Genomic DNA, 13,418 nt, shown 5'->3' on the forward strand with positions numbered 1-13,418 from the left:
ACGAGTCCAAAAAGGCGAGATCCGTTTTTCCATCCAGAATTGCGCGAAAAAAAGCAGTCGGAGGTCTACGATCAAACTCTGTTGTTGATGCTTTCGACCAGCGCGGGCAATTGGCTGAGATCCGATGTCTGGCGGAAACGCGGCTCGGCGACCGGCGCCTCGACATGTTCGAGCACCCAGGTCAATTCGTGCGGCACATGGACACCCCAGCCGCCGGCCTCGATGGCGGGCAGCACGTCCGACTTCAGCGAATTGCCGACCATCATGCTCCTTGCCGGGCCATCGCCATGGCGGTCGAATAGGCGCGCATAGGTCGCGGCGGTCTTGTCGCTGACGATCTCGACGGCGTCGAACAACTCGCCCAGCCCGGAGCCGGCCAGCTTGCGCTCCTGATCGAACAGATCGCCCTTGGTGATCAGCACGAGGCGGAAGGTGCCGGCGAGCTTCTCGACCGTCTCGCGTGCATGCGGCAAGGGCTCGATCGGATGGCCCAGCATCTCGCGGCCGGCGTCGAGAATCTCCGATATGACGGAAGCCGGCACGCGCCCGTCGGTGACCTCTATCGCCGTCTCGATCATCGAGAGCGTAAATCCCTTGATGCCGAAACCGTAGATCGCGAGATTGCGCCTCTCGGCTTCCAACAGTCGAGCCGAGATCTGCTCGCCCTCGCCATGATCGGCCAGCATGGCGGCAAAGCGCTTTTCCGTCATGCGGAAGAACCGTTCGTTCTGCCAAAGCGTGTCGTCGGCATCGAAGCCGATCGTGGTCAGTTCGTTGCTGGATCTCATCGCCGGCTTCTCGAGTGCGGGAAGACGCCAACCTATGCCGACGGGCAAGCGGTTTTCAACCCGCAACGGCAAATGCCCGCGGCGGCTCCCCTTCCCTTCGGTCGCACGGCACGGCTATACTTGAAAATCCGCAACCCAATCTGGTGAATGATGCCGCCTGCAAAAAAGGAAGTCCGTCCGTCGAGCCGCGGAGGACGGGCGCGCACGCCTGCCTTCGTGAAAAACCTGCGAGGTGTGAAGAACTGGAAGGAAGTCAGCGATTGGCTGGAATGGCGCGGCATCGAGGATATCGAATGCATCACGCCTGATCAGGCCGGCGTGGCGCGCGGCAAGATGATGCCGTCGAAGAAATTCACTTCCAACACCTCACTGGCGCTGCCTTCGGCGGTCTTCATGACGACGATTTCCGGCGGCTATCCGGAGGACGGTAACGGCTTTCACTATCCGGAAGACGACGGCGACCTCAAGCTGATGCCGGACCTGTCGACATTGACCGTGGTGCCCTGGGAGGAAGACCCAACGGCCGCCGTCATCTGCGACCTCGTCCACCAGGACGGCCGCTCGGTCGAGTTCACGCCGCGCAATGTGCTGAAGCGCGTGCTGGCGGCCTATGACAAGCTTGGGCTGAAGCCGGTCGTGGCACCCGAAATCGAGTTCTACCTCGTGCGCAAGAATCCGGACCCGGACTATCCCCTGACCCCGCCTGTCGGCCGCTCGGGGCGCGCGATCGGCGGCGGCGCCGGCTATTCGATCGCCGGCGTCAACGAGTTCGACGAACTGATCGACGACATCTACCATTTCTCCGAAAGCCAGGGCCTGGAGATCGACACGCTCATCCACGAAGAGGGCGCCGGCCAGCTCGAGATCAATCTGCGCCACGGCGACCCGATCGAGCTCGCCGACCAGGTGTTCATGTTCAAGCGCACCATTCGTGAAGCCGCGCTCAAGCATGAGATCTACGCGACCTTCATGGCCAAGCCGATTCAGGGCCAGCCGGGCTCCGCCATGCATATCCATCAGTCGATCGTCGACAAGAAGACGGGCAGGAACATCTTTTCGGCCGAGGATGGTTCGGAGACCGAGGATTTCTTCCATTTCATCGGCGGCATGCAGAAGCATGTGCCGAATGCGCTGGTTATGTTCGCGCCCTACGTCAATTCCTACCGGCGGCTGACGCAGGCGGCCTCTGCCCCGGTCAACAACAAATGGGGCTACGACAACCGCACCACGGCGTTCCGCGTGCCGCGTTCCGATCCAGCGGCGCGGCGCGTTGAAAACCGCATCCCGTCCTCCGATGCCAATCCCTATCTGGCGCTGGCGGCTTCGCTTGCCTGCGGGCTGATCGGCATCACCAGGAAGATCAAGGCCGAGCCTCCCGTACTGACCACCGCCAACGCGCACGAGATCGACCTGCCGCGCAGCCTGCTCGAAGCCGTCGACCTGTTCGAAGGCGACGAGGAACTCTGCGCATTGCTGGGCAAGTCCTTCGCCGCCACCTATGCGGCGATCAAGCGGGCGGAATTCGAAACGTTCATGGAAGTGATCAGTCCGTGGGAGCGGGAATATCTGCTGCTGAATGTTTAGGGGAGTAAGGCAGTAGGGCAGTAAGGCAGTAAGGCAGTAAGGGGGGTGGCAGACGATGGCGAAGATCGAATCGTACAGGGATCTGATCGTCTGGCAGCAGGCCATGGACCTAGCAGTATCAGTCTACGAGGCGACAAAAGCCTGGCCGAAAGAAGAACTCTATGGCGTGACGGCTCAGCTACGCAGGGCAGCCACCTCCGTGCCCGCCAACATAGCTGAGGGTTACGGACGGGAAAGCCGGGCTTCCTATCAGCAATTTCTCAGGATTGCGCAAGGATCACTCAAAGAATTGGAGACCCATCTGCTGATCGCGCAACGCGTCGGCATCACCTCGCATGAGATAGCCCAACCGCTGATGAACCGCAGCGAGAGTGTGGGAACGCTCTTGCGGCTTCTAATCCGCAAATTGTCACCCGAGTAGTTTATCTACTGCCCTACTGCCCTACTGCCCTACTGCCCTACTGCCCTACTGCCCTACTGCCCTGTGAGCATCATGAACTACCAATCCCCCATTTCCCCCGGCCGGTCCTGGTATGAGGACACGGCTGGGCCGCGGCCCGAATATCCAACGCTCGACGGTGATCGGACCTGCGACGTCGTTATTATCGGCGGCGGGTTTACCGGCCTGTCGGCAGCGACGCATTTGGCCAAGGCCGGTACCAGCGTTGTCCTGATCGAAGCATATCGTTTTGGCGACGGCGCTTCCGGGCGCAATGGCGGCCAGCTCGGCACCGGGCAGCGTGCCTGGGCCGAGGACCTGGAGGCAGAATACGGTCTGTCCCGCGCCAGGGCGCTGTTCGATCTCGCCGAAGAGGCGAAAGCGCATCTGCTCGACTTCGCGGCCCTCAACCAGATCGATATCGACTACATGCCGGGCCAGCTCTCGGTCGCGCACAAGCCGCGCTATGTGGACGACTACAAGGCGCATGCCGAAATCATGGCCGGCCGCTTCTCGTACCCGCACATCTCCTTCATGGATGCGAAGGAGACGGCGGATCGGCTGGGCTCGAGCGCTTATTTCGGCGGCACGCGCGACACCGGCACCGGGCATATCCATCCGATGAAGCTGGTGATCGGCACGGCGCGGGCGGCGGCACAAGCTGGCGCCCACTTGTTCGAAGGGACGCCATCGACCGGCATCGTCTCGGCAGGCGGCAAGGTCAGGGTCTCCACGCCGAGAGGGACGATCTCGGCGCAAAAATGCCTGATCGCGGTCAACGCCTATGGCGGCACGCTCGAGCCGGTGAGTGCCGCGCACATCATGCCGATCGGATCCTTCATCGGCGCGACCGTGCCGCTGAGGTCGGATTCGAACGTGTTGCCGGGGGGCGAATCGGTCGACGATTCCCGCTTCGTCGTGCGCTATTTCCGCAAATCCAGGGATGGACGGCTGCTGTTCGGCGGACGCGAGGTCTATGGCGTCAACGATCCCAAAGATATCCATATCCACATTCGCCGCCAGATCGCGGAGCTCTATCCGGCGCTCAGCGATGTCGAGATCACCCATGGCTGGGGCGGCTATGTCGGCATCACGGTGCCGAGGAAGCCATTCGTGCGCGAAGTGATGCCGAATGTGATCTCAGCCGGCGGCTATTCCGGTCACGGCGTCATGCTGTCGAACTTCTTCGGCAAACTCTATGCCGAAACCATCACCGGCAACCGCGACCGGCTGAAGCTGATTGAGGACCTGAAAATCCCGCCATTTCCTGGCGGCCGCCGGTTCCGGGCGCCGCTGCTTTTCCTTGCGCTCAACTGGTTTGCGCTGCGGGACAGGATCTAATGCGTCGCGCAAAGTGACCTTTGGGAAGAACGACATGCACAACAAGATCCAAGTGCGTTGTGGAGACTTTTCGACACGACGTGCTTAGGCTGCGATCGGATCACCGCTATCCCTGCGATCACGAACTCATGTAATATTGTAATATCCATGTAATATTTGTTGCCCGGGCGACACATTGCGGAATTGCGGGCAAAAGCGCAGAATCCTTGCTAATGGCGTACTGACGCCACAATCGCGGGCGAAAGGTCCGCATCTGGGCGATTGTTCGGGGATTGTTGCGGGCCCGCCCGCGTTTTGGGACCGATGCTGATCGAACGCGTGACTTGCGATATTTGATCGAAAGAACACCGGCCCGCTTATGGAGGTGGCAAGAGTGAGAGAGCCCTTCAGTTTCGGTGCTCCGGAACGTCGGCGCTTCGCCATGCAGTTCGGCTATGACATGCGCCCGTCATTCTGGCAGGGAGTCCGTTCGAACTCGCACCTGGTTATCGCGGCAATAGGCACCGCGGCACTGCTTGGCGTTGCCGCAGTGGCGCTCTGGCTGGCGTTGCCGACCGGCGAGAGGCAAGCAGCCGCCAGTCCCGAGCAGAGCATTCCGACCATTCCGGTGAAGACGACGAAAGTTCCCTCCTCGGGGACGACGGTGACGGCGGCGGCCGTGACGCCGCAGATGGAGCGCAAGTCCAGCCAGGTGTCACCGACCAAGGCAGCGGCGGCGGTGGACATACCAGCGCTTGCTGCCAATGATCCCCGCTGGACAGGGGCGCAGCCGAAGGCTGCCGCGGCAACTGATCCCGATCAAACGGCGGCTCCCAGCCAGGTAGCCAAGCAGCCCGAGCCGGCGCCAGACAAAACAGCGGCGGCATTCGCCCAATCGCCTACCGATACCGATGCCACCGACGAGCTTGCCAAGGTCGCCGCGCCGAGCCCGCCTGCCAATAGCAGCAATCCCGATGGCGCGCAGACCGCCGCCATTCCGGAGACGCAGCCGCAAGCACCGGACCAAAAACCCGCGAATGCACAAGGCGAGGACAACGCAGCCAAAGCGAAGCCGCGCAAGGTGGCGGCGACAGGCAACGGCCGTATTCTCAGGGCTGTGACCATGCGCAGTGCTCCGAAGAAGGGGGCCACCCCCATCGGCACGGTCCCTGCCCGGACCTCGGTGCAACTGATGGGCTGCAAGCAGTGGTGCGAGATCGTCTACAACGGCAAGCACGGCTGGGTGTACAAGAGCTACGTCAAGCCCGGCACGTAATATCCGACGATCGCCGCGTTCAGATGCAGCGCCCGCCATCGACCTCCAGCGCGACCCCGGTGATGAAAGCGGCCTCGTCCGAGGCCAGCCATAGAGCCGCGTTGGCGATATCGAGCGGGGTCGACAGCCGCCCGAGCGGGATCGAGGCGCGGAATGCCTCGCGGATCTCGGGCGTGTCGGCGCCCATGAATTTTTCAAGCATGCCGGTTTCACCGGCGACCGGGCAAAGGCAGTTGACGCGGATGTTCCTGGGCGCGAGTTCCACCGCCATCGACTTGGTGGCGGTGATCGCCCAACCCTTCGAGGCATTGTACCAGGTGAGGCCGGGCCGCGGCCGCAGGCCCGCGGTGGAGGCCGTGGTCAGGATGACACCACCACCTTGCCGCTCCATGATCGGTACCACCGCAAGGGCGGCGTGATAGATCGCCTTCATGTTGACTGATGTGATCAGGTCGAAGGTTTCCTCGTCGACCTTGAGCATGTCGCCATTGCGATGGGTGAACCCGGCATTGTTGACCATGATGTCGACACGGCCGAAGGCGCTTTTGGCGGCATAGACCATCTCGTCGAACTCGGAGCGCAACGAAACGTCGGTCTGCGTCCAGATTGCCGCCTCGCCGATCTCATCGGCGACGCGTTTCGCACCCTTGGCGTTGAGATCGGCGACAACGACCCTGGCGCCCTCTTCCGCGAAGCGCTTGGCCATGCCTTCGCCGAAGCCCGATGCCGCACCGGTGATAATGGCGACCTTGTTTTCCAGACGCATGCTTTTCCCGCTCATGGACTTCCTCGATATGACTGCACAGCTTGCACAAGGGCTGGCGACCGATGCAATCGATGCCGCAAGGCGCGCCGATTTCTCCCTTAGCTTTCGTCACATTCACGTTCTATGCTGCAACTGCGAAAGCTTCCGGAGTCTTCGTTCACCGACAAGCCTCCCGGCGGCGCCAGTGTCAAGCGCACACGTGGACCGACGCAAAATCCAGCAGTTGGTCCTCGATGTGACACCATGGCACTGGAAAATTTAAATCGATTAGAATATATCAGCCGCGTATTTGCGACCGGCGTCAAAGCGGACAGACCATGACCAGCCAGATCATCCCCGTCGACCCTTTCGACTTCATCATTTTCGGTGGTACCGGCGACCTGTCGGAACGCAAGCTGCTGCCGTCGCTCTACTATCGCCAGCGCGACCATCAATTCTCCGAGCCGACGCGCATCATCGGCACGTCGCGCTCGAAAATGAGCGACGAGGAGTTCCAGGCTTTCGCCAAGCAGGCGATTTCGGACCATGTCAAGCCGGCCGATATCGATGCCAAGGAGTTGAAGACCTTCCTCGCCCGGCTTTCCTACGTCCCGGCCGATGCAACGAGCGGCGCCGGCTTCGACAAGCTGAAAAAGGCGATCGGCGAAAGTGACCACATCCGCGCCTTTTACCTGGCCGTGGCGCCGGCGCTGTTCGGCGACATCTCGCACAAGCTCAAAGAGCACAATCTGATCACGCCGAATTCGCGCATCGTGCTGGAGAAGCCGATCGGCCGCGATCTTGCCTCAGCGCAGGCGCTCAACGACCTGGTCGGCGACGACTTCCACGAAAGCCAGATTTTCCGCATCGACCACTATCTCGGCAAGGAGACGGTGCAGAACCTGATGGCGCTGCGCTTTGCCAATGCGCTGTACGAGCCGCTGTGGAATTCCGCCCACATCGACCACGTGCAGATCACCGTCGCCGAGACCGTGGGCTTGGAAGACCGCGTCACCTACTACGACAAGGCCGGTGCGCTGCGCGACATGGTGCAGAACCACATGCTGCAGCTGCTTTGCCTCGTCGCCATGGAAGCGCCCTCGTCGATGGACGCCGACGCGGTGCGCGACGAGAAGCTCAAGGTGCTGCGGGCGCTGAAGCGCATCAACGGCAACGAGGCGCCGAAGCACACCGTGCGCGGCCAGTACCGCGCCGGCGCCTCGGCCGGGGGACCGGTGAAAGGCTATGTCGAGGAACTCGGCAAGGACAGCAACACCGAGACCTTCGTCGCCATCAAGGCCGAGATCGGCACCTGGCGCTGGGCCGGCGTTCCGTTCTATCTCAGGACCGGAAAGCGGCTAGCGACCCGGGTTTCGGAAATCGTCATCGAGTTCAAGCCGATCCCGCATTCGATCTTCGGCGACAGCGGCGCGGGGCCGATCTTTGCCAACCAGCTGGTCATCCGGCTGCAGCCGGACGAAGGCGTCAAGCAGTTCATCATGATCAAGGACCCAGGCCCGGGCGGCATGCGGCTGCGCCAGATCTCGCTCGACATGAGTTTCGCGCAGTCTTTCGACGGCCGCGCGCCCGACGCCTATGAACGGCTGATCATGGATGTCATCCGCGGCAACCAGACGCTGTTCATGCGCCGCGACGAGGTGGAAGCCGCCTGGAAGTGGATCGACCCGATCCAGAATGCCTGGGAAGGCGCCAAGCAGGAAGCGCAGGGCTATACGGCAGGCACATGGGGGCCGTCGGCCTCGATAGCACTGATCGAACGTGACGGGCGGACATGGCACGAGAGCAATTGAACAGCGCCAGCTACAACTGGAACGCTTTTCCCGACCGTCCGCAACTGGCCTCGGCGCTGGCTGGCCGCGTCGCCGATACCCTGACCAAGGCGATCGCCGGGCGCGGCACGGCACTGCTGGCGGTCTCCGGCGGCACGACACCAGCAAAGTTCTTTGCCGCGCTCTCCGCGGCGCCGATCGCCTGGGATAAGGTGATCGTGACGCTGGTCGACGAACGTTTCGTGCCGGCCTCCTCGCCGCGATCCAATGCCGGGCTGGTTGCCGCCAACCTGCTGCAGAACGCGGCCAAGGCGGCCCGCTTCGTTCCGCTCTACCACGAGGCGGTCGGCATCGAGGATGCTGCGGCATCCGACGATGCGGCCCTGCGATCCCTGCCCTGGCCGCTCGATGTCGTGATCCTCGGCATGGGGCCTGACGGCCATACCGCCTCCTTCTTTCCCGACGCCGACGATCTGCCGAAGCTGCTCGACCCCGCCTCGGACAGGATCATCCTGCCGGTTCACGCCGCAAGTGCGGGTGAGCCTCGGCTGACCCTGACCCTGGCGCGGATCATCGACGCCGGTTTCATCGCGCTGCACATCGAGGGCGAGGACAAGCGCACCGCCTTCGACGGCGCGGCCGCGTCCGGGCCGCGAAAGCCGATCCGTGCCGTGCTCGACGCATCGCCCAAGCCCGTGGAGGTTTTCTGGGCGCCCTGATTTCAAGTTTACAAGTGGTCCCGGCAACGGCGGGAGGATGTTTCCGGGACCTCGCCTGAAAGGACCTGATCCCATGACCGCAAGACGAGACATCGAAGCCATCACCGAACGGATACGCCAGCGCTCCAAACCGGGCCGGGAGCGCTACCTCAGCCGTATCGCCGAAGCGTCGAACCAGACCGCCAACCGGTCGGTGCTGTCCTGCGGCAACCTTGCCCATGGCTTCGCGGTCTGCAGCCCCTCGGAAAAGCTGGCGCTCGGTGCCGACAAGGTGCCCAATCTCGGCATCATCACCTCTTACAACGACATGCTGTCGGCGCATCAGCCCTTCGAGACCTTCCCTGCCCTGATCAAGGAGGCCGCGCGCGAGGCGGGCGGCATCGCCCAGGTCGCGGGCGGCGTGCCGGCGATGTGCGATGGCGTGACCCAAGGCCAGCCCGGCATGGAGCTGTCGCTGTTTTCGCGCGACGTGATCGCCATGGCAGCCGCGATCGGCCTGTCGCACAACATGTTCGACGCCGCCGTCTATCTCGGCGTCTGCGACAAGATCGTCCCGGGTCTGGTGATCGCCGCACTAACCTTCGGCCATCTGCCGGCGGTGTTCATTCCTGCCGGCCCGATGACGACAGGCCTGCCCAACGATGAGAAGGCCAAGGTCCGCCAGCTCTATGCCGAGGGCAAGGCAGGACGCGCCGAACTCCTGGAAGCCGAGTCCAAGTCGTATCACGGGCCGGGCACCTGCACCTTCTACGGGACGGCGAACTCCAACCAGATGCTGATGGAGATCATGGGCCTGCACACGCCGGGCGCGTCCTTCGTCAACCCCGGCACGCCCCTGCGCGACGCCTTGACCCGCGAAGCGACGAAACGGGCACTGGCGATCACCGCGCTCGGCAACGCCTATACGCCGGTCGGGCGGATGATCGACGAACGTTCGTTCGTCAATGGCGTCGTCGGCCTGCATGCCACCGGCGGCTCGACCAACCACACCATCCACCTGATCGCCATGGCCGCCGCCGCCGGCATCGCGCTGACCTGGCAGGATATTTCCGACCTCTCGGAAGCGGTGCCTCTGTTGGCACGGGTCTATCCGAACGGACTTGCCGACGTGAATCATTTCCATGCAGCCGGCGGCCTCGGCTTCCTGATCCGCGAACTGCTCGACGAAGGCGTCCTGCACGAGGATGTGCAGACGGTGTGGGGCGAAGGCCTGCGGCCGTACGCGGTCGAGGCAAAGCTCGGCGCCGACGGCGGTGTGCTGCGCGAGGCTTCGCCGCGCGCAAGCGGCGACGAAAAGGTGCTGGCGCCGTTCAACAAGGCCTTCCAAGCGACGGGCGGTCTGAAGGTGCTGGCGGGCAATCTCGGCCACGCCGTCATCAAGACATCGGCGGTCAAACCGGAGCGGCGTATCATCGAAGCGCCGGCCAAGGTGTTCGACAGCCAGCAGGGGCTGAACGACGCCTTCAAGGCGGGCACACTCACCGGCGACTTCATCGCCGTCATCCGCTTCCAGGGTCCGAAGGCCAACGGCATGCCGGAACTGCACAAGCTGACCACCGTGCTCGGCATCCTGCAGGATCGCGGCCAGCGCGTGGCGCTGGTCACCGATGGGCGCATGTCGGGTGCCTCCGGCAAGGTGCCGGCGGCAATCCATGTGACGCCGGAAGCGGTCGAGGACGGGCCGATCGCGCGGATCCATGACGGCGACATCATCCGCCTCGACGCCGATGCCGGCACGCTGGAAGTGCTGGTGCCAGGCACCGAATTCGCGCTGCGCCGCACAGCCGAAGTCGATCTCATCGGCAATGAATTCGGCTTCGGACGCGAGTTGTTCGCCGGCTTCCGCCAATTGGTGGGCCGCGCCGATCACGGCGCCAGCGCGTTCGGCACTGCCTGACGCATTCTGTCCGGCATGAAAAAGGGCGGCTCGTGGCCGCCCTTTTTGCCGGTCGAAATCGCAATCCTCATTGCACCGTCAGTTCAACCCGCTCTCCGGCCTTCACGGTCACGGCGCCTTCCTTCTTGCTGTTGTCCGACTTCTCCGAAACCACGGCGTAATCGCCGGCCGCTATCGCGGCCTGATACTTCTCGTCATAGGCATAGCCGATCGACTTGCGATTGCCATTGATGTCCTTCTTCGTCTCGAAGATCTCGATCTTGGAGGTGCCGGGCGCCGTGATTGCCAGCACGCCGGCATTCATGGCGACCTTGAGGTCCTGGAACTCGCCGACCTTGACGCTGAAAGGCTGTTCCACGATGGCGAGATCGACCGTCGCGATCAGCACATAGTCATCGGGCGGCAGATCGAACTTGCTGTCGGGGCCATAGGCATAGGTGACCTCGTCGCGGGTGCCATCGATCTTCTTCTTGGCCTTGAGCACCTTGAAGCCGGTGCCTGAGCCGTCAGCCTTGTCGCCGCCGGCCACATAGTATGCGTTGGCAACGACATGGCCGACGCCGACGATGATGTCCTTGTCGATCACCCTGCCCGCGGCAAGCAGGATCGTTTCGGTGACCACGCCCTGTCCGATCGTGACGGTCACTTTCTCGTCGCCGGCCGGCAACACGACTTTCGTGTCTCCATAATAGGTTGGAGGGTTGTCGACGCCCGGATAGGCGATCACGACAGCCGCCCCGCTGGCCACATCGGCACCCTGGCTCGGACGCGGATGCAGGATGAGCGTGCCGGCATTCAAGGTGAACAGCGGCTTGTAGACCTGGCCCGAGACGATCTTGATCTTCTGCTCCGTCTTGGCCTCACCGTCGCGCGCGACGACGATGTAGTCGCCCGGTTCCAGATTGGCTTTGTAGTCGCCGTATTCGGTGGTGAGGTTGTCGCCGCGCGTGCCGTCCGATTTGGCCTTGTAGACTTCCCAGGCATTGCCGTCGGTGACAGGATCGCCGCCCTCGGCCAGCACCACTGTCGGCATGAAATTGAACTCGGGCTTTGCCGGCTCGGGCGCTGGCGCCAGAGCGGGGGCTGGTGCTGGCTCGGGCGCCGGTGCCGCGACGGTCTCGACCAGCGCCTCCTGCAGCGCCTTCTCATCGGAAGCCTGGATGTATTTGCCGCCGGTGTTGTCGGCGAGGCACGCAATCTGCTTGCCTTCGTCGGCGGTCAGGCCGAAGCCGACGACGTCGGCGGTGAAATCGACGCCGGAGGCTTCGAGTTCCTTGCCCAGCGCACAAGGGTCGCCGCCGCACGTTTCGAGCCCATCGGTGATAAGAACGACAGTTGCCTTGTCCTCGGTGTATTTCAGCGCTTCGGCCGCCTGCTTGACGGCTGCCGTCAGCGGCGTCTTGCCGAGGAACTTCATGCTGTCGGCGGCTGCCGAGATGGCGCTTGCCGAGCCCGCCTGGGGCGGCACGATCAGTTGGATGTCGTCGCAGCTGCCTTTTTCGCGATGGCCATAGGCCATGAAGCCGATCTCGTCGTCGGCGGGAACCGATTGAAGCACGGTCCTCAGCGATTCGCGGGCGATTTCGAGCTTGGGCTTTCCGTCGATCTGCGCCCACATCGATCCCGACGCGTCGAGGATGATGATGACCTTGTTGGCGGCAAAGCCGAACGTCGTCATGAAAAACAGGAGGAACGCCGCAGCGACGCTCCGCGCAAGTATCGCCATCGAAATCTCCTGAGTTAGCCACCCCGTCCGCTGGCCGAAGCTATTTGAGCGCGTGCAGGGACACAAGCCACCGCTATCAGCGATAGCTCGCATAGGGCCCGTGCGTACCCAATTCAGTATGTCGTGCGGCGCTCTTCCGAGGGCGGGCGGCCAAACTGCAGCCGATAGCTCTGGGCAAAATAGGAATGCGAGGTGAAGCCGGTCGCGATCGCCACGTCGAGGATCGGCATGTTGGTCTGGCGCAGCAATTCGCGCGCGCGCTCCAGCCGCAGCCGCATGTAGTAGCGCCCCGGCGTGACGTTGAGATGGCGCAGAAACAGCCGCTCCACCTGGCGCACCGAGAGGCCCGCCGACTTGGCGAGCTGTACCGCCGACAGCGGCTCGTCGAGATGGTCGGCCATCAATTCGACGATGCGTCGCAACTTCTCCGACTTGCCGGTGAGGTCACGCTCCGGCCCGACGCGCTGGCGGTCTCCAGCGGAGCGGATGCGCTCGTGCTGGAACTGGTTGGCGACGCCATTGGCGAGGTTGGAGCCGAAATCGCCACGCACGATCTCCAGCATCAGATCGATCGAGGTGGTGCCGCCGGCGCAGGTGTAGCGTTTGCGGTCGATCTCGAAGACGTTGCCCGTGCAGTTGATGTCGGGAAAGCGCTCGACGAAGCCGGCGCGGTTTTCCCAATGGATGGTGCAGCGATAGCCTTCGAGCTGGCCGGCCTCGGCCAGCAGGTAGGATCCGACCGACAAGGCACCAAGCGCGTTGCCGCGCCGGCCCCAGCTGCGCAAGGCGGCCAGAACCTTGCTCTTGCCCGGAAATTCCGTCGTCAAGCCGACCGAGACGAAGAGAATATCGACCGGCGGCAGGTCGGCGACGGCGTAGTCGATCTTGAGCGGCAGGCCGTTGGAAGCCATCACCGGGTCACCATCGGCCGACACAGTTGTCCAGCCGTAGAAGTCGCGGCCAAGCAGGCGGTTCGCCGATCGGAACGTATCGATCGCGGCGGCCAGCGAGAACATGGAAAACTTGTCGACCAGCAGGAAAGCGAACTGCCGGCCGCCTTGAACGGGATCATTCGTGACCGGCCGTTCCGGGGAAATAGTGGGGTTCGGCAAAGCTGCGGCTTTCAGGGTCAAC

The 13,418-nt window shown here is 63.1% G+C and carries 11 protein-coding genes; 7 read left to right on the forward strand and 4 right to left on the reverse strand.

Going from position 1 to position 13,418, the window contains the following annotated elements; translation table 11 throughout:
• Nucleotides 1–71: 71 nt before the first annotated feature.
• Nucleotides 72–788 carry an HAD family hydrolase gene (locus LB557_RS18615; RefSeq protein ID WP_140821202.1) on the reverse strand — a complete coding sequence of 239 codons (717 nt, stop codon included), beginning with the start codon at nucleotides 786–788 and terminating at the stop codon, nucleotides 72–74.
• 147 nt (nucleotides 789–935) lie between these two features.
• Here LB557_RS18615 and LB557_RS18620 point away from each other — a divergent pair, with 147 nt between their 5' ends.
• The 4 genes from LB557_RS18620 (at nucleotide 936) to LB557_RS18635 (ending at nucleotide 5,407) form a co-directional block, all read left to right on the forward strand.
• The gene (locus LB557_RS18620) at nucleotides 936–2,372 is read left to right on the forward strand and encodes a glutamine synthetase family protein (RefSeq protein ID WP_015316305.1); all 1,437 of its coding nucleotides are present in this window, start codon (nucleotides 936–938) and stop codon (nucleotides 2,370–2,372) included.
• 55 nt (nucleotides 2,373–2,427) lie between these two features.
• Complete coding sequence (locus LB557_RS18625; protein ID WP_015316304.1) at nucleotides 2,428–2,793, forward strand: four helix bundle protein; 366 nt, start codon at nucleotides 2,428–2,430, stop codon at nucleotides 2,791–2,793.
• 72 nt (nucleotides 2,794–2,865) lie between these two features.
• Nucleotides 2,866–4,152: an NAD(P)/FAD-dependent oxidoreductase gene (locus tag LB557_RS18630; protein WP_224643022.1), complete on the forward strand. Its 1,287-nt coding sequence runs from the start codon at nucleotides 2,866–2,868 to the stop codon at nucleotides 4,150–4,152.
• 373 nt (nucleotides 4,153–4,525) lie between these two features.
• Entirely contained in the window at nucleotides 4,526–5,407 is an 882-nt protein-coding gene (locus tag LB557_RS18635) for an SH3 domain-containing protein (protein ID WP_224643020.1), read from the forward strand.
• Nucleotides 5,408–5,426: 19 nt separating this feature from the next.
• Here the strand turns inward: LB557_RS18635 and LB557_RS18640 are convergent, their stop codons facing one another.
• Nucleotides 5,427–6,173 carry an SDR family oxidoreductase gene (locus tag LB557_RS18640; RefSeq protein WP_041163342.1) on the reverse strand — a complete coding sequence of 249 codons (747 nt, stop codon included), beginning with the start codon at nucleotides 6,171–6,173 and terminating at the stop codon, nucleotides 5,427–5,429.
• A 317-nt stretch (nucleotides 6,174–6,490) separates the two neighbouring features.
• Between LB557_RS18640 and zwf the strand changes: the two genes are divergently transcribed.
• The 3 genes from zwf to edd all read left to right on the forward strand — a co-directional run bounded on the left by zwf (nucleotide 6,491) and on the right by edd (nucleotide 10,558).
• The gene (zwf, locus tag LB557_RS18645) at nucleotides 6,491–7,963 is read left to right on the forward strand and encodes a glucose-6-phosphate dehydrogenase (protein ID WP_015316300.1); all 1,473 of its coding nucleotides are present in this window, start codon (nucleotides 6,491–6,493) and stop codon (nucleotides 7,961–7,963) included.
• Nucleotides 7,945–8,661 (forward strand): 6-phosphogluconolactonase, encoded by a 717-nt coding sequence (gene pgl / locus LB557_RS18650; RefSeq protein WP_224643019.1) that lies wholly within the window; start codon nucleotides 7,945–7,947, stop codon nucleotides 8,659–8,661. Before zwf ends, pgl begins: the two co-directional genes overlap by 19 nt.
• A gap of 73 nt (nucleotides 8,662–8,734) precedes the next feature.
• A complete protein-coding gene (edd, locus tag LB557_RS18655; RefSeq protein WP_140660789.1) occupies nucleotides 8,735–10,558 on the forward strand; it encodes a phosphogluconate dehydratase in 1,824 nt (607 codons plus the stop codon).
• Between the two features lie 67 nt (nucleotides 10,559–10,625).
• Here the strand turns inward: edd and LB557_RS18660 are convergent, their stop codons facing one another.
• Complete coding sequence (locus LB557_RS18660) at nucleotides 10,626–12,284, reverse strand: vWA domain-containing protein (protein ID WP_224643018.1); 1,659 nt, start codon at nucleotides 12,282–12,284, stop codon at nucleotides 10,626–10,628.
• A gap of 113 nt (nucleotides 12,285–12,397) precedes the next feature.
• Nucleotides 12,398–13,396: a GlxA family transcriptional regulator gene (locus LB557_RS18665; protein WP_032922464.1), complete on the reverse strand. Its 999-nt coding sequence runs from the start codon at nucleotides 13,394–13,396 to the stop codon at nucleotides 12,398–12,400.
• Nucleotides 13,397–13,418: the final 22 nt, after the last annotated feature.

It is taken from the genome of Mesorhizobium sp. BR115XR7A, assembly GCF_020165315.1.
GTDB lineage: Bacteria > Pseudomonadota > Alphaproteobacteria > Rhizobiales > Rhizobiaceae > Mesorhizobium > Mesorhizobium australicum.

Bases quoted from the DNA above. Each gene is read 5' to 3' on its own strand.
- LB557_RS18615 (WP_140821202.1), bottom strand. From the start codon at position 788: ATGAGATCCAGCAACGAACTGACCACGATCGGCTTCGATGCCGACGAC.
- LB557_RS18620 (WP_015316305.1), top strand. From the start codon at position 936: ATGATGCCGCCTGCAAAAAAGGAAGTCCGTCCGTCGAGCCGCGGAGGA.
- LB557_RS18625 (WP_015316304.1), top strand. From the start codon at position 2,428: ATGGCGAAGATCGAATCGTACAGGGATCTGATCGTCTGGCAGCAGGCC.
- LB557_RS18630 (WP_224643022.1), top strand. From the start codon at position 2,866: ATGAACTACCAATCCCCCATTTCCCCCGGCCGGTCCTGGTATGAGGAC.
- LB557_RS18640 (WP_041163342.1), bottom strand. From the start codon at position 6,173: ATGCGTCTGGAAAACAAGGTCGCCATTATCACCGGTGCGGCATCGGGC.
- zwf (WP_015316300.1), top strand. From the start codon at position 6,491: ATGACCAGCCAGATCATCCCCGTCGACCCTTTCGACTTCATCATTTTC.
- pgl (WP_224643019.1), top strand. From the start codon at position 7,945: ATGGCACGAGAGCAATTGAACAGCGCCAGCTACAACTGGAACGCTTTT.
- edd (WP_140660789.1), top strand. From the start codon at position 8,735: ATGACCGCAAGACGAGACATCGAAGCCATCACCGAACGGATACGCCAG.
- LB557_RS18660 (WP_224643018.1), bottom strand. From the start codon at position 12,284: ATGGCGATACTTGCGCGGAGCGTCGCTGCGGCGTTCCTCCTGTTTTTC.